This window comes from Pedobacter lusitanus (genome assembly GCF_040026395.1).
Taxonomy (GTDB): domain Bacteria; phylum Bacteroidota; class Bacteroidia; order Sphingobacteriales; family Sphingobacteriaceae; genus Pedobacter; species Pedobacter lusitanus.
The window spans coordinates 2,865,782-2,881,494 of sequence record NZ_CP157278.1 but is presented as its reverse complement, the minus strand read 5'-3'; the positions used below and the strand labels follow the sequence as shown (position 1 = coordinate 2,881,494).

At 37.9% G+C, this 15,713-nt stretch carries 12 protein-coding genes; 8 read left to right on the top strand and 4 right to left on the bottom strand.

The window, feature by feature from the left end; all coding sequences use genetic code 11:
* The first annotated feature begins 2 nt into the window (after positions 1-2).
* Positions 3-671, top strand: coding sequence for a carbonate dehydratase (gene can / locus PL_RS12205; protein ID WP_348621790.1), 669 nt, complete (start codon positions 3-5; stop codon positions 669-671).
* A gap of 99 nt (positions 672-770) precedes the next feature.
* Here the strand turns inward: can and pruA are convergent, their stop codons facing one another.
* Positions 771-2,399, bottom strand: coding sequence for an L-glutamate gamma-semialdehyde dehydrogenase (gene pruA / locus PL_RS12200; RefSeq protein ID WP_041878552.1), 1,629 nt, complete (start codon positions 2,397-2,399; stop codon positions 771-773).
* A 163-nt stretch (positions 2,400-2,562) separates the two neighbouring features.
* Here pruA and lpxK point away from each other — a divergent pair, with 163 nt between their 5' ends.
* The 3 genes from lpxK to PL_RS12185 are packed head-to-tail and all read left to right on the top strand — an operon-like array spanning position 2,563 to position 6,576.
* Positions 2,563-3,618: a tetraacyldisaccharide 4'-kinase gene (gene lpxK, locus PL_RS12195; RefSeq protein ID WP_041878554.1), complete on the top strand. Its 1,056-nt coding sequence runs from the start codon at positions 2,563-2,565 to the stop codon at positions 3,616-3,618.
* Positions 3,590-4,405 (top strand): purine-nucleoside phosphorylase, encoded by an 816-nt coding sequence (locus PL_RS12190; protein WP_041878556.1) that lies wholly within the window; start codon positions 3,590-3,592, stop codon positions 4,403-4,405. The genes lpxK and PL_RS12190 overlap by 29 nt, the downstream gene beginning before the upstream one ends.
* The gene (locus tag PL_RS12185) at positions 4,405-6,576 is read left to right on the top strand and encodes a putative porin (protein WP_041878557.1); all 2,172 of its coding nucleotides are present in this window, start codon (positions 4,405-4,407) and stop codon (positions 6,574-6,576) included. The genes PL_RS12190 and PL_RS12185 overlap by 1 nt, the downstream gene beginning before the upstream one ends.
* 2 nt (positions 6,577-6,578) lie before the next feature.
* Here PL_RS12185 and PL_RS12180 read toward each other — a convergent pair whose 3' ends face one another.
* A complete protein-coding gene (locus PL_RS12180) occupies positions 6,579-7,760 on the bottom strand; it encodes an asparagine synthetase B (protein WP_235324438.1) in 1,182 nt (393 codons plus the stop codon).
* A 255-nt stretch (positions 7,761-8,015) separates the two neighbouring features.
* Between PL_RS12180 and PL_RS12175 the strand changes: the two genes are divergently transcribed.
* Positions 8,016-8,477, top strand: coding sequence for a peptidylprolyl isomerase (locus tag PL_RS12175; RefSeq protein ID WP_041878562.1), 462 nt, complete (start codon positions 8,016-8,018; stop codon positions 8,475-8,477).
* 3 nt (positions 8,478-8,480) lie between these two features.
* The gene (locus PL_RS12170) at positions 8,481-9,014 is read left to right on the top strand and encodes a DUF5606 family protein (RefSeq protein ID WP_041878564.1); all 534 of its coding nucleotides are present in this window, start codon (positions 8,481-8,483) and stop codon (positions 9,012-9,014) included.
* A gap of 284 nt (positions 9,015-9,298) precedes the next feature.
* Here PL_RS12170 and rlmH read toward each other — a convergent pair whose 3' ends face one another.
* On the bottom strand, positions 9,299-9,772 hold the full coding sequence (gene rlmH / locus PL_RS12165; protein ID WP_041878566.1) for a 23S rRNA (pseudouridine(1915)-N(3))-methyltransferase RlmH: 474 nt from the start codon (positions 9,770-9,772) through the stop codon (positions 9,299-9,301).
* Positions 9,773-9,925: 153 nt separating this feature from the next.
* Here rlmH and PL_RS12160 point away from each other — a divergent pair, with 153 nt between their 5' ends.
* Together PL_RS12160 and PL_RS12155 are read left to right on the top strand one after the other, a co-directional pair.
* Positions 9,926-11,758 carry a MutS-related protein gene (locus PL_RS12160; RefSeq protein ID WP_041878568.1) on the top strand — a complete coding sequence of 611 codons (1,833 nt, stop codon included), beginning with the start codon at positions 9,926-9,928 and terminating at the stop codon, positions 11,756-11,758.
* A 95-nt stretch (positions 11,759-11,853) separates the two neighbouring features.
* Entirely contained in the window at positions 11,854-13,191 is a 1,338-nt protein-coding gene (locus tag PL_RS12155) for a GH1 family beta-glucosidase (protein WP_041878571.1), read from the top strand.
* A gap of 65 nt (positions 13,192-13,256) precedes the next feature.
* Here the strand turns inward: PL_RS12155 and PL_RS12150 are convergent, their stop codons facing one another.
* Positions 13,257-15,524 carry an aconitate hydratase gene (locus PL_RS12150; RefSeq protein WP_041878572.1) on the bottom strand — a complete coding sequence of 756 codons (2,268 nt, stop codon included), beginning with the start codon at positions 15,522-15,524 and terminating at the stop codon, positions 13,257-13,259.
* Positions 15,525-15,713 lie beyond the last annotated feature (189 nt).

Here is a 15,713-nt window from a genome sequence, read left to right as displayed (position 1 = left end):
TTATGTGTGCAACAAAATCAGAACCTCACAACCACAACATTACTTACGAAGGATTATTAAAAGGAAATAAAGAATGGGTAGCAGCTACTTTAGCTGAAGATCCTACTTTTTTTGATCGCTTATCAGCCGGACAAAAACCACCTGTTTTATGGATCGGCTGTTCAGACAGCCGTGTGCCGGCTAACCAGATTACGCACACTAATCCGGGTGACATTTTTGTTCACCGTAATATTGCGAATGTAGTAGTACATACGGACATGAATATGTTAAGTGTACTGGATTATGCAGTAAATGTACTGGAAGTTGAGCATGTTATTGTTTGCGGTCATTACGGATGTGGTGGTGTTGCAGCAGCAATGAGCAATAGACAATTTGGTATTATTGATAACTGGTTAAGAAATATAAAAGATACTTATCGTTTACATAATGATGAGCTTGACGGTATTGAAAATGAGAAAAAACGTACAGACAGACTGGTAGAGCTGAATGTAATAGAAGGAGTCTTTAATCTGACCAAGACATCAATCGTTCAGAACAGATGGGGTAATGGTAAAAAGCTAGGTATTCATGGCTGGGTATATAGTCTGGAAACCGGATTGATAAAGGATCTGAAAGTTACAACAGAATCTAATGATCATATCTCTTCTGTATTTAAAGTTGATGGTAAATAAATCATGAGGCTTCGGCTGATGCATCTGGTGATCAGGAATAACTGAGAACTTATTTATTATAAAAAAAGCCGGTATTAACCGGCTTTTTTTATAATTTGATTATCCCATGAAAGGGTAACGGTAATCCTTAGGCGGATCGAATGTTTCTTTAATAGTACGGGGAGAAACCCAACGTAATAAATTAATCATTGAACCTGCTTTATCGTTAGTACCTGAACCTCTGGCTCCGCCAAAAGGCTGCTGACCAACAACGGCACCTGTACATTTATCATTAATGTAGAAGTTACCTGCTGCATTACGTAAAGCATAAGATGCCTTATCAATAGCATAACGATCCTGAGCAATAACAGCTCCTGTTAAAGCATATGGAGAAGTTGTATCAATAATTTCCAATACCTGATCAAAATCAGCGTCATCATATACATATACACTTAAAACCGGTCCGAATAACTCTTCGCACATAGTTGTGTATTTAGGATCATCAACTACTAAAACTGTTGGCTCAATAAAATAACCTTTAGATTTATCATAGTTACCACCTGCAATGATTTCTACTCCCTTATCAGCTTTTGCCTGATCGATATATTTAGCCAGTTTGGTGAAAGAACGATCGTCAATTACAGCATTGATGAAGTTACCGAAATCTTCAGTTCCACCCATTTTGAAGGTAGCAAGATCACGCAGCATCAATTCTTTAATTTTTGGCCATAAACTTTTCGCAATATAAGTTCTTGAAGCAGCAGAACATTTTTGTCCCTGATATTCAAAAGCGCCACGTAAAATTGCTGTACTTGAAACTTCTGCATCAGCAGAACCGTGAATCAGGATAAAATCTTTACCACCTGTTTCACCCACGATACGCGGATATGTTTTGTATTTATGAATATTTGTACCAATTGTTTTCCATATGCTCTGGAAAACTCCAGTAGAACCTGTAAAGTGAATACCGGCAAAATCAGGACTGTTGAAAATAACTTCTCCGGCTTCCGGACCACCTACATAAACAAGGTTGATAACTCCGTCAGGTAAACCAGCTTCTTTGAAAATTTCCATCAATAAATTGGCAGCATAAATTTGTGTTTCCGCAGGTTTCCAAACAACCACATTACCCATTAATGCTGCTGATGTTGGCAGATTTGCTGCGATAGCAGTAAAATTGAAAGGAGTTAAAGCAAAAACGAAACCTTCTAATGGGCGCTGCTCAACTCTGTTCCAAACACCTTTTGGTGAAACAGGAGGCTGTTGCTTATAAATGTCAGCCATATAACTAACATTGAAACGCAGGAAGTCTATCAATTCACAGGCTGAATCAATTTCTGCCTGGTATGCATTTTTAGACTGACCGAGCATAGTTGCTGCATTTAATTTATAACGATACGGACCTGAGATTAACTCAGCGATCTTTAAAAATATAGCTGCACGTTGTTCCCATGGCAGATTTTCCCATTGAGGCTTTGCAGCTAAAGCTGCGTCGATAGCCTGTTGTACATGAGTTTTATCGCCTATGCTGAATTGTGCTAAAACGTGTTGGTGATCGTGCGGTGGAGTAACTGTTCCCTTTTTATCGGTATGGACTAATTTGCCTCCGATGTGCATAGAGATGTCACCTTTTTTTGAACGTGCTTCAGCTAAAGCAGCCTTCAATAATTCACGTTCTTTACTTCCTGGTGCGTAACCTAAAATAGGTTCGTTCTCAGGTGTTGGTACGTTAAAAAATCCTTTGAGCATGATATAATATTGTTGTTTGCACAAAGATAGTTTTTTATTTTATTGCCTGTCAATCCATTCTGCTATATGATATTCTTCTAACAGACCACAGGGCGAGAAAAATAATTCTTATTTTTGAGGTGCTGCTGTGGTTTACCGCCTAAACTTAAGCAGCTTTCACAACATGATAAAATACGTCCGATTACTATTGCTGCCCTTTTCTGTTATCTACGGTATAGTGGTAGTTTTAAGAAATAAACTCTATGACTGGGGCATTTTTAAGTCCCATAGGTTTGATATACCGGTAATTTGTGTAGGTAACCTGGTTGTTGGCGGTTCAGGAAAGAGCCCGGTTACTGAATATCTGGTACACTTACTTGGTGATTATAAAATTGCCATTCTGAGCAGGGGGTATGGAAGAGATACTAAAGGATTTTTATACGCCGATAAGACTTCAACTGCGAAATCGATAGGTGATGAGCCACTGCAGTTTTATCATAAATTTCCACAGTTGACTGTTGCAGTCTGTGAGGATAGGGTAAAGGGAGTGAGTATGTTGAGAGAGAGGCATGATGTGATTATACTTGATGATGCTTTTCAGCACAGAAGGCTGAATCCGGGATTCAGTATTCTGCTTTTTGAATTTCAGAAATTATTGGAATGGCAATTTTTACTACCTGCCGGGAATATGAGAGAACCTTTCAGGGGGTATAAGCGTGCAGATATTTTGCTCGTTACCAAATCACCACTGGAAATCGGTAGTCAACAAAAAAATCAATGTGCCGGACATTTTAAGCATGCGGCAGATCAGCTTTTTTTCTCTTCTATAGCTTATAAAGAGCTGCATGATCTTTATACAACCAAAGTTTTACCGGTAAATATACTGAAGCATAAAAAGGTGTTTTTATTGACAGGAATTGCTAATCCCGGGCCTTTGTTTGATTATCTGTCACAGTTTGCTCCGGCTATAGAACATCATGATTATCCGGATCATCATTCATTCAGTTCAGGAAATTTAAGTAAATTGGTAAAAGCTTTTCGCCAGGATCCGGCGAAAGAAAAAATTATTATCACAACAGAAAAGGATGCGCAGCGTTTATTTGATGTTACAATCAGAGAATTACTGTTAGATTTGCCTGTATTTTATCTGCCAATCCAAATAAATATTGATGCAGACTATAAAAAAACATTTGACCAAAAGATACTAAAATATGTTTCAGACACTACACGAGACCGTTGAATATATAAAGCTAAAATGCAATAATTTCCAGCCGGAAATTGGAATAGTACTGGGAACCGGATTAGGCGGCCTTGTGAATGAGATTGAAGTAGAATTTAGTCTGATGTATTCCAATATTCCGAATTTTCCGATTTCTACATTGGAGTTTCATTCGGGAAAATTGATTTTCGGAACACTGAATGGTAAAAAGGTAATTGCTATGCAGGGCAGACTGCATTATTATGAAGGCTATTCTATGCAGCAGATTACTTTTCCGATAAGAGTAATGAAAGCTTTGGGAATTCAGTATCTGTTTATTTCCAATGCAGCAGGTTCTCTGAATGCTGATTTTAAAAAGGGCGACCTGATGATTATAAATGATCATATCAATTTGCAGCCTGAGAGTCCTTTGCGTGGTAGAAATGATGCTGATATGGGACCAAGATTTCCTGATATGAGTCAGCCTTATCAGAAAGATTTTATTAAACGTGCGCTGGAAATTGCAGCAGCAGAAAAGATTAATTGTCATCAGGGAGTGTATGTTTCTGTAACCGGGCCTAATCTGGAAACTAAAGCAGAGTATAACTATTTGCGTATTATTGGTGGAGATGCAGTAGGAATGAGTACTGTTCCGGAAGTTATTGTTGCCAAGCATATGAGTATTCCGGTTTTTGCTATTTCAGTGTTGACTGATGAAGGTTTTACTGATGTTTTAGCTCCGGTCAGCCTGGAAGAAATACTGGAAACAGCAAGAATTGCCGAGCCTAAAATGACAAGAATATTAAGCCAGTTAATTCTTTCTTTATAATGCGTAAAACCATTGTTTTATTTCTTTTAAGCTGTGTCTTTTTTGGGGCAAAGCAAGTTGTTGCTCAGGATTTGAAGACTTCGGTGAATCAGAATAAAGAATTGGATTCTTTAAGAAGTAAACTGGAAAACAGTAAGGATTCAGTTATTTTTACCTCGAGATTTATCCGTTATACTACGCTTAAGCTGAATAAAGACAGTATCCAGACGCTGGCATTGGATACCAGTTTAAGGGGAATGCAAAATTTCAATCCGATAATACAGCCCACCAGGCCTACTATTAATACCGGAAACATTGGACTTGCCGCAAGAGATCTGTTATTTAATCCTTCTAAAACCATTGGTTTTGATCCTGGATTTCACTCACTGGATTGGTATGCCATTGGAAATGATGATATCAAATATTATAAAGCAAGAACGCCATTCAGCAATCTTTACTACGCGGGGCAATACAGTGGGGACAATGAGCAGCTTTTCAGGGTATTGCACTCTCAGAATATTAAGAAAAATTTTAATGTTGGAGCAAGTTATAACCGGATTGGTGCTAACGGTGGTTATCAGAGGCAAAGGGGAGATGTGTTGAATGGTACTTTCTTTAGCTGGTATACTTCACCCAATAAACGATATGCACTTTATGCAAATGCTATTTTTAATACGCTGAAGGCATATGAGAATGGATCGATTGTGAACGATAATATCTTTGGTGATAATCAGCTTTCTATCGACAGAATGTCTCAGAGTGTCAGGTTGTCTTCTGCAAGACAGATCTACAGAAAAAACACGTTTTTTCTGAAACAGACTTATTTTGTAGGTCGTATTGATACACTGGATCAGGAAATCAGTAAAAAGATATTACCTACCAATAAGATTTCCTATACCATAAAATATGATAAGGATTCTTATGCTTTCCAGAAAACCCAGTCAGATGATCATACTGTCCTGCCTTCTGGTATGCGTGATCTTTCTTATACCAATGACAGTACTTCGGTAAAACATATACAGAATGAATTTATCTATAGTTTTTTTCTTCGTGGAAAATCTAGCTCTGTAATCAAAAATGAATTGAAAATTGATGCGGGGATACGTCATGATTTCTATAATTATTCGCAAATGGTTGGTGTTTTACCTCAAACCACGACCAGTACCAATACTGATGCCAATGGGGTTGTTACAACGGTGACTAATACTGTGGATAACAAGTACTTTTCTAATTATACCAAGTCATTCCAGAATGTCACACTGCTGGGGTCCGCAGGTTATAGATTCAGTAACCGGATAGATCTGAACTTTGATGTGCAGCAAATATTCCAGGGCAGACAGGCCGGAGACTTTATGTATGAGGCCAAAAGTAATGTTCTGGTGAGCCACAATCTGGGCAGAATTGTATTGGGCGCATATATTCAGAATAAATCACCAGAAGAAATTTATGATACACATTATGGGAATCATTTTGGCTGGACAAATGCAGTTGCGGATCCCAAATATGCAGCCTATAGAAACGCTAATCCTTCTATTGATACTAATATGGTCATCCTGCCTAATCCATGGAACAGAACAAAAACGGTTAACCTGTCTTTTAAATATATTAATGAGAAATTAGGACTGGAAGCAAGTGCAGAGTATTCAATGGTTAATAATTATTTGTATTTCATACAAACCAGACCAGCAATAGACTCACTGACAATTGTTCCGGCACAGTTTTCCGGAAGTATCAATGTGTTAAAGTTAACGTTAGGAAAGAAGTTTACTTATGGCAGGTTTAACCTGGATAGTTACATAGTTTATCAAAAGACCAGCAAACAGGATATCATGCCTATGCCTGATTTTTATACTTTTAATAGTTTATATATGAAGGCAACTGTTTTTAAAGTTTTAAAGACAGAATTTGGCTTTGATGTAAGATATAACAGTAAATATGTAAACTACTCTTATTCGCCAGCTGTGAGCCAGTTTTATATTAAGCAGGCATCTGCAACTTATCAGCCGGTTAAATTCAATACCTATCCTATTGTAGATCTTTGGGTAAGAGCAAGTTTAAGGAAGGCAAATATCTTCCTTAAATATGAATATGTGAATCAGGGGCTTCAGTCGAAAGGATATTACGTGGTTAACAGGTATCCAATGCCTGATAAATTATTCAAGATCGGATTAAGCTGGAATTTCTACGATTAAGATCAGGTCTTCTGATGTTTTTTCTTGGCTGCAGGAAAGAGGACATTATTCAATATCAAACGATATCCGGGAGAATTAGGATGAAGATTTAAGTCAGTGGGCGGGTCGCCCACTGCATGCTGATAGTCTTCAGGATCATGCCCGCCGTAGAAAGTGAATTGCCCTTTTCCAATATCTCCATGCAGATAACGTACTTCTGCAGCTCCTTTATTTTCTCCCAGAACGGTAATATTTGGTTTGATCAGACTTTTTCTGAAGGCAGTAGTCTGGCCCATGAATCCTTTAATCACCCGGTCATGATCCTGAGTAAGCATAGTGGGAACAAGATCAGACTTTGCTGAAAATTCAAATAAGGTAAAGAAGTCGTTTTGCTGTGCCAGATTTCTGGTCTGTGTCACATCGATATCTGAGAATTCATAATTTGCAGGATTCAGGTCCAGTCTGAAGTCTTTAAAAGCAAGTGTTTTTTTGAAATCCAGTTTTGACTGGGCATTGGGGTCTTCAGCATCACCATCAAACATGCTGGCACAGATATCAACTCCTTCAGCCGATAAGGCTATGTCAAAGCTATCAGTGGCAGAACACATAGCGAAGAGAAAGCCACCACCTGCACAAAATTCGGTCATTTTTTTAGCTACGGCAAGTTTCATCTGAGACACTTTGCCAAATCCGTTTCTCTTGGCAGTTGCTTCCTGGGTCCTGACATCTTCCCGATACCATACTGCATTTTGAAAAGCACTCCAGAAGCGGCCATACTGTCCTGTAAAGTCTTCGTGGTGTAAATGAAGCCAGTCATAACCGTTTAGTTTATCTTTTAATACTTCATCATCGTAAACAACATCATAAGGGATTTCTGCATAGGTAAGCACCATAGTCACGGCATCATCCCAGGGTAATTTGCTTTTTGGTGAGTATACGGCAATTTTGGGAGCTTTCTCCAATTTAACCATTTCCATATTTACTTCAGGGTCACTGATCTCATTTAGTATGGCAGTAACCTTGCCATCGGCGATTACCTGGTAGGAAACGCCTCTTGTTTTACATTCGTCTTCTATAAGTTTGCTGTATTTGATCAGAAAGCTGCCACCCCTGTAATTTAGTAACCAGCTTACTTCTGCATTTTGTTTGATACTCCAGTAGGCAATCCCATATGCTTTGAGATGATTCTTCTGATCTTCATCCATATTAATCAGAATGGATGAGGCTTTGAGCATCAGTGTTAAAGTCAGAAATAACAGCAGGAGAAAACTCTTTTTCAAAATCATAATTGAGGGAACCAGATACGAATTTAAACTTTTAATGACCTGTTTAAAATTATTATCACTATTAAACGTTAAAATGGATCATTATATATACATTTATAGGTTGGATGGTTTTTTAAACCTTTAGTTTATCTAGTCATTTCAATTTACTAAATTTGACCATTACAAAAAAGGAATATGAGCAAAGCAATAATAAAAACAGAAAAAGGCGACATGACTGTCGAATTTTATGATCAGGATGCCCCTAACACAGTAGCAAACTTCAAAAAATTAGCAAATGAAGGGTTTTATGATGGAATCACTTTTCACCGTGTAATTCCTGATTTCGTAGTACAGGCAGGATGCCCGAATTCCAAAGATGCAGCTACAGCTCATTTAGCTGGAACTGGCGGTCCTGGTTATAAAATTGACTGTGAACTTGATGGTGGAAACCAACATCATGAGCGTGGTGTATTATCTATGGCGCATGCAGGTAGAAATACTGGCGGTTCTCAATTTTTCATTTGCCACAGCAGATCAAATACTGCACATTTAGATAGAAATCATACTTGTTTTGGTAAAGTTGTTGAAAATGTTGACATTGTTGACAGTATCAAACAAGGAGATAAGATTTTAGGTATAGAAGTGATAGAAGATTAAGATATGAATTTAAGAGGAATTGTAGCCGTATCTGGCAGACCAGGTTTATTTAAACTTGTTGGACAAAATAAAGCCGGTTATGTACTGGAAGGGTTAGATGCTCAAAAAGTTAAAATTGTAACCAGTATCTCTTCTACAAAATTAGCTTCATTAGAAGATATTACAATCTATGGTGAAGATGAAGATTTAAAACTGATTGATGTTTTGGCAAATATTGCTGCATTGAAAGGTGAAGTTGCTGATGCTAAAGCTGATGCTTCAGTGTTAAGAGCACTGTTCGTTGAGGTTGCACCTACACATGATCAGGATAAAGTTTATACTTCAGATATGAAGAAAATCGTTACCTGGTATCATTTGTTAAAGGATCTTCCTTTATTTACTGAAGCTGCTCCGGGAGCTGTTGAAGGTATTGAAGCGGTTAAAGCAGCAGAGGAGAAGAAAGCTAAAGCTACACCTAAACCTTCAAATGCTAAAGCGCCGGTTAAAACATCTCAGCCAGCAAAAAAAGCTAGTATGACAAGCAAAAAAGGAGTTTAATTACTCTTTAATGAATATAAAAAAACCGGATGTTTAACATCCGGTTTTTTTATGCATACAGAATTCTTTCTGTATCCGATATTGCTTAAAGGTAATATACGATTAGCAAAAATGCGATTATGGAAATTATAATAGCTATGGTAAAGCTCCAGCGGTTACCCTCAGCTTTGCTTCTGAATCTGTATTTTCTTTTAAAATCTCCTGGTTGCATAAAGTTCCTTTCTTAGTTTAATTCTTATAGTAATGATGCAGAAAATAAAATATTCCATAATAAACAGGAATATTTACTCATGGTGATAAGGCTCACCTTTTAAAATACTAAAAGCTCTGTATAACTGCTCTACAAAAAATAAACGAACCATTTGATGAGAGAATGTCATGTCTGATAAGGATATGCTTCCGTTAGCTCTTTTGTAAACACTTTCGTCAAAACCATAAGGTCCGCCAATAACAAAAATCATATGCTGAACACTTCCAATCATCTGTTTGTTTAAATAATTTGCAAATTGAACAGAGGTGTATTTTTTGCCTTTTTCATCCATTAAGATAACCGTATCCAGATTACTGATCTGTTTTAAAATCAGTTCAGCTTCTTTGTTTTTTTGTTGTGCTTCTGTTAAGTTCTTGGTATTCTTGACATCCGGGATTACCACCAGGCTGAACCCGATATAATGTTTTAGGCGGTTAAGATATTTTTCAATACCCTCAATCAGATATTTGTCTTCAGTTTTTCCAACAACGAGTAAAGTTATTTTCATTCAATATTAATCTGCTAGTGTAGTAATTCCTATATTTAGAAACGTCTCAATTAAAGAGTGGACTTAAATTCAGGTGATCAGCAAATTATCATATGAATTTTGAATCTGTCTGAAATTTCAGGCGTTTTTTAATAATTAAGAGGATTCAAAGATATGGTAAAATCTAAAGATAGTATTTTAAAGGACTATCAAAATAACGTTTCAACTCAGGAAGCACAAATTAGAGAACTCAATAAGACGCTCAATAATATCTCTTTATCCCGGCTTGGATTATTTATTGCAGAAATACTTTTAGTAAGTATTACTATCTATTTAGGATATCATTGGATAACAGGTATACTCATGTGTATCCCTGTTTTATACTTTATGGTGCTTGTCAAACGACAGACCATTAAAGAAAATGAACTTAATTATGCTGAAAAGCTGCTTTTTGTATTCCAGAATGAAGTAAGTGTTATGCTTACCGGTAAAAATAAATACAAGGAGGGTAAACATTTCGAAGATGAGTATCATCCCTATTCTTCTGATCTGGATATTTACGGACATTCTTCTTTATTTGCATTTATCAACCGGTCCAATACAGTAAACGGGATGAAGCTGCTTGCTGATAGTTTGAATAAACCGGCTAACCTGGAAATTATCAGAGAACGTCAGGCTGCAATAATTGAACTCACCGGTCACATCGGTCAGACTTTTCATTTCAGGGCCGGGTTACAAAACCATAAACCAGAACAACTGGAAATTATCAGTTATAAACTGGAGCATGAGATGCCTGATCAGTTGAAATTTACGCATAACAAGCTATTACGGATTTATACTGCGATAGTACCATTTATTTCCGCAGTACTGATTATCCTGGGTATATTATATGGGGATCCCTTCTGGAAAGGATTGGGCTTTTATGCTGTTATCAATATTGCTTTATCTTTTGGTCTTGGTAAAAAGATCAATCTGATCCATTCAGGATTTAGTGGCAGTGCAAGTTTACTTAATGCGATTTCCGGAACAGTAAAATGGACTGAAGAGCTGAAATGGGAGAGTAAATATATCAAAGGCTTCTTTACGGAAAAGATTCTCGCTGTACCATTGAGTTTACAGATCAAAAAGCTATCTGGTATTATCAATTCTTTTGATGTAAGATTGAATATGGTAGTTGGCACACTATATAATGTCTTTCTCTTATGGGATTTCAGATGTGCAATTCAGCTGGACAAGTGGTTTGTCAATTCATCGGATCAGTTAATCAAAGGTTTATATACTATAAGTCAGTTTGAAGAGCTGATTTCTTTTGCAACCTTCAATCATAACGAACCGGATCTTACTTTTCCGGTGATCACTGAAACTTTCCATTTTGAAGCAAAAGAACTGGGACATCCGCTGATTGCAGAGAATAAAAGGATAGTGAATGATTATAACTTTGATACCCATCCGACTGTTGATATCGTAACAGGGTCAAATATGGCAGGTAAGAGTACGTTTTTGCGAACTGGCGGTATCAATATGGTTTTGGCCTTTTCAGGCGCTCCTGTGTGCGCTAAATATATGAAGGTATCCATTTTTGAAATTCTTACCTATATGAGGATAAAAGACTCACTGAATGATCAGACTTCGACATTTAAAGCTGAGCTGAACAGGCTGAAAATGATTCTGGAAGGAGTGACAACGCTATCTCATCCTTTAGTACTGATTGATGAAATGCTGAGAGGTACAAATAGTAAAGATAAATATCTGGGGTCTAAGGTTTTTATCCAGCAAATGATTCTTAAAGCTACACCAACGCTGTTTGCTACCCATGACCTTCAGTTATCAGAGATGATTGAAAAATATGCTGGTCAGGTGAGGAATTATCATTTTGATATTCAGCTTGCTGAAGGAGAGATGAACTTTGATTACAAATTAAAAGAGGGTGCCTGCAAAACATTTAATGCAGCGCTATTACTTAAAGAGATTGGACTAAGTTTTAATCCGGTAGAAATGGACTCGTAAAAACAGGCCCGAATTTTAAGCGGACTATAACTTTACGGTAAACATAACATGAAGTTAACATCAAATTCTCATATTGCCTGTTATAGATTTCAGATATGATTAAAGCATCCGATTTTGGTGATGATTTTTTGTGGGGGGTAGCAACTGCTGCTTTGCAAATTGAAGGCGCTGCAGATATGTATGGTAAGGGCCCGTCTATCTGGGATACCTTTTCTAAAAGATCCGGTAAAATTAAAAAAGGACATCATCCGGCAATGGCCTGTGATTTTTATCATCGTTATAACGAAGATATTGCGCTTGTTAAATTACTCGGATTCTCTGTATTCAGATTCTCTATCTCCTGGCCGAGAATTCTTCCTTACGGGAAAGGAATTGTAAATGAAGAGGGAATAAGATTCTATCATAATGTAATTGATGAGTGTCTGGAACAGGGGATTACTCCTTATATTACTTTATATCACTGGGATCTGCCGGAAGCTCTGGAAGAGGAGGGTGGATGGACAGCATTTAGTATTAATATGGCGTTTAATGCTTTTGTGACGTTATGTGCTCAAACCTATGGCGATAAGGTGAAAAACTGGATTGTACTGAATGAGCCTTTTGGTTTTACTTCCCTGGGCTATATGCTTGGTGTGCATGCACCGGGTAAAACAGGACTGACAAATTTTTTCTCTGCGGTACATCATACTGCAATTGCTCAGGCTGATGGCGGACGTATCCTGCGGGCAGAAATATCGGGTGCAAATATTGGAACTACCTATTCCTGTTCAGAAATTATTCCCTATACGCAGAGCGATGCAGATGTTCTGGCAGCTACCCGTGTAGATTGTCTGATGAACAGATTGTTTATAGAACCAGCTTTAGGGATGGGTTATCCCGGACAGGACTGGGAGGTTATGGAGAAGTTTGCCATCTCACATTCTACCTGGAGACATACGGAAAGACTGACATTTGACTTTGATTTTATAGGGTTACAGAATTACTTCCCATTAACTATAAAATATAATGCATTTATACCTGTGGTTCAGGCCTGGGAGGTAAAAGCAAAAAACAGGAAAAAGCCTCATACGGCAATGGGCTGGGAAATAAACGGAGACAGCTTTTATAATATTATCAAACAGTTTGCAGCTTATCCCAATGTTAAAAATCTGGTGATTACGGAAAACGGTGCTGCTTTTCATGATAAGCTAACAGGTGGAGCAGTCGATGATACCGAACGTATTGAGTACTTCAGACTTTATCTGCTGGCTGTGCTGAGAGCCAAAAAAGAAGGGATTAATATTAGTGGTTATATGGCCTGGACACTGCTTGATAATTTTGAGTGGGCAGAAGGTTTTAATGCCAGATTTGGCTTGATACATAATGATTTCAAAACCCAGCAGCGTACCATCAAGTCATCAGGATACTGGTGGCAGGAATTTCTGAAGGGTTAACCTGAAAAAAGGGCAAAAAAAAAGCTCCCGTTCTGCAACGGGAGCTTTTTACAAAAGCTATTATATTATTGAGCTACTTGTTTACGAATAATATTTAATGCACCACCGGCTTTAAACCAGTCGATCTGTTGTGCATTATAACTATGGTTAACTTTGAATTCTTCTGTTGTACCATCCGCGTGGTTTAATACGATTGTAAGAGGTACATCAGGAGTAAAAGTTGTTAATCCTACAATGTCAATTACATCATCCTCACGGATTTTATCATAATCTTCCTTGTTAGCAAATGTTAAACCTAACATTCCCTGTTTTTTAAGGTTAGTCTCATGAATACGTGCAAAAGATTTAACCAATACTGCACGAACACCAAGGTGACGAGGCTCCATTGCAGCATGCTCACGTGAAGAACCTTCACCATAGTTTTCATCACCAACTACGATAGTTCCGATATGATCTGCTTTATAAGCACGTTGTGTTGCAGGAACAGGACCATATTCGCCGGTTAGCATGTTTTTAACGGTATCAGTTTTATCATTGAAATAATTCACTGCACCGATCAGCATGTTATTAGAGATGTTATCTAAGTGACCACGGAATTTTAACCATGGACCAGCCATAGAAATATGGTCAGTTGTACATTTTCCTTTTGCTTTGATCAGTAATCTTAAGCCTTTAAGGTCAGTACCTTCCCATGGAGTAAAAGGATCAAGCAATTGCAGCCTGTGAGAAGTTGGTGAAACTAAAATCTGTACACCGCTTCCATCAACTGCCGGCTCCTGATAACCTGCGTCATCAACAGCGAAACCTCTTGGAGGTAATTCAAATCCTGTTGGCTCATCCAGTTTTACCTGTTCACCATTTGCATTGGTTAATGTATCTGTCAATGGGTTGAAGCTTAAGTCACCTGCGATAGCTAATGCTGTTACCAGTTCAGGAGAACCAACAAATGCAAAAGTATTAGGGTTACCGTCAGCACGTTTTGCAAAGTTACGGTTGAAAGAGTGAACGATAGTGTTTTTCTCTTGTTTCTCCGAACCTACTCTATCCCACATTCCAATACAAGGTCCGCAGGCATTAGTAAATACTTTAGCACCTATTTGTTTGAATACATCCATAAATCCATCACGTTGTATAGTGAAACGGATTTGCTCAGATCCAGGGTTAATACAGTATTCAGATTTTGCGGTTAAGCCTTTTTCTGATACCTGTCTGGCTACACTCACTGCTCTTGAAATATCTTCGTAAGAAGAGTTGGTACAAGATCCGATCAGACCAACCTCGATTTTCATCGGCCATCCGTTAGCTAAAGCAACTTCTTTCATTTTTGAAATAGGAGTTGCCAGATCCGGAGTAAAAGGACCGTTCAGATAAGGCTCAAGTGTAGATAAGTCAATTTCAATTACCTGATCAAAATATTTAGCCGGGTCAGCATAAACTTCAGCATCACCTGTTAAATGTTCTTTAATAGCATTAGCTGCATCAGCAACATCAGCTCTGTCTGTAGCACGTAAATAACGTTCCATGCTCTCGTCATAACCGAAGGTTGAAGTCGTTGCACCGATTTCAGCACCCATATTACAGATGGTACCTTTACCAGTACAGCTCATATTTGTTGCGCCTTCGCCAAAATATTCAACAATAGCACCTGTACCACCTTTTACAGTCAGGATACCCGCTACTTTTAAGATCACATCTTTAGGTGAAGTCCAGCCGTTTAATTTACCGGTTAACTTTACACCAATTAATTTAGGGAATTTAAGCTCCCATGGCAAACCGGCCATTACATCACATGCATCAGCTCCACCTACACCGATCGCAACCATACCTAAACCACCAGCGTTTACTGTGTGGGAGTCAGTTCCGATCATCATTCCACCTGGAAATGCATAGTTTTCCAATACAACCTGGTGAATGATACCTGCACCTGGTTTCCAAAAACCAATACCATATTTGTTTGATACCGAAGCAAGAAAATCAAATACTTCTTTACTTTCTGTATTTGCTGCAGGAAGATCCTGCTCAGCACCTAGTTTTGCAGTGATCAGGTGATCACAATGTACCGTTGAAGGCACAGCAACTTTCGGTCTGCCAGCCTGCATAAACTGCAATAATGCCATTTGGGCAGTTGCATCCTGCATAGCTACACGGTCAGGGGCAAAATCTACATAATCAGTACCCCTTACATAAGCGGTATTTGTATTTTCATCCCAAAGGTGGGTATATAAGATTTTTTCTGAGAGTGTTAAAGGTCTGCCTACTAATTTACGGGCCGCCTCAACTCGGGGACCAAAGTTTGCATACACCTTTTTGATCATTTCTATATCAAAAGCCATTGATAATATGTGTTAAAAGGTAATATAATTTAAATTATTTGTAGCGAATTTACAAAAAAAAACAGGGTCAGACTAACCTATATAAGTTCATTATATTATTTATATATGTTCTAAATAAAACAGGCGTTAAGACTTGAATTCAATTTTTCTGAGGCTGTTCGTAAATGAACGATATCGTTCATTTACGAA

What these genes read in the sequence shown, in the direction of transcription:
- pruA (WP_041878552.1), bottom strand. Translation starts at nt 2,399, where the DNA reads ATGCTCAAAGGATTTTTTAACGTACCAACACCTGAGAACGAACCTATT.
- rlmH (WP_041878566.1), bottom strand. Translation starts at nt 9,772, where the DNA reads ATGAAAATAACTTTACTCGTTGTTGGAAAAACTGAAGACAAATATCTG.
- PL_RS12150 (WP_041878572.1), bottom strand. Translation starts at nt 15,524, where the DNA reads ATGGCTTTTGATATAGAAATGATCAAAAAGGTGTATGCAAACTTTGGT.
- PL_RS12175 (WP_041878562.1), top strand. Translation starts at nt 8,016, where the DNA reads ATGAGCAAAGCAATAATAAAAACAGAAAAAGGCGACATGACTGTCGAA.
- PL_RS12160 (WP_041878568.1), top strand. Translation starts at nt 9,926, where the DNA reads ATGGTAAAATCTAAAGATAGTATTTTAAAGGACTATCAAAATAACGTT.
- PL_RS12190 (WP_041878556.1), top strand. Translation starts at nt 3,590, where the DNA reads ATGTTTCAGACACTACACGAGACCGTTGAATATATAAAGCTAAAATGC.
- lpxK (WP_041878554.1), top strand. Translation starts at nt 2,563, where the DNA reads ATGATAAAATACGTCCGATTACTATTGCTGCCCTTTTCTGTTATCTAC.
- PL_RS12170 (WP_041878564.1), top strand. Translation starts at nt 8,481, where the DNA reads ATGAATTTAAGAGGAATTGTAGCCGTATCTGGCAGACCAGGTTTATTT.
- PL_RS12185 (WP_041878557.1), top strand. Translation starts at nt 4,405, where the DNA reads ATGCGTAAAACCATTGTTTTATTTCTTTTAAGCTGTGTCTTTTTTGGG.
- PL_RS12155 (WP_041878571.1), top strand. Translation starts at nt 11,854, where the DNA reads ATGATTAAAGCATCCGATTTTGGTGATGATTTTTTGTGGGGGGTAGCA.
- PL_RS12180 (WP_235324438.1), bottom strand. Translation starts at nt 7,760, where the DNA reads ATGGATGAAGATCAGAAGAATCATCTCAAAGCATATGGGATTGCCTAC.
- can (WP_348621790.1), top strand. Translation starts at nt 3, where the DNA reads ATGTGTGCAACAAAATCAGAACCTCACAACCACAACATTACTTACGAA.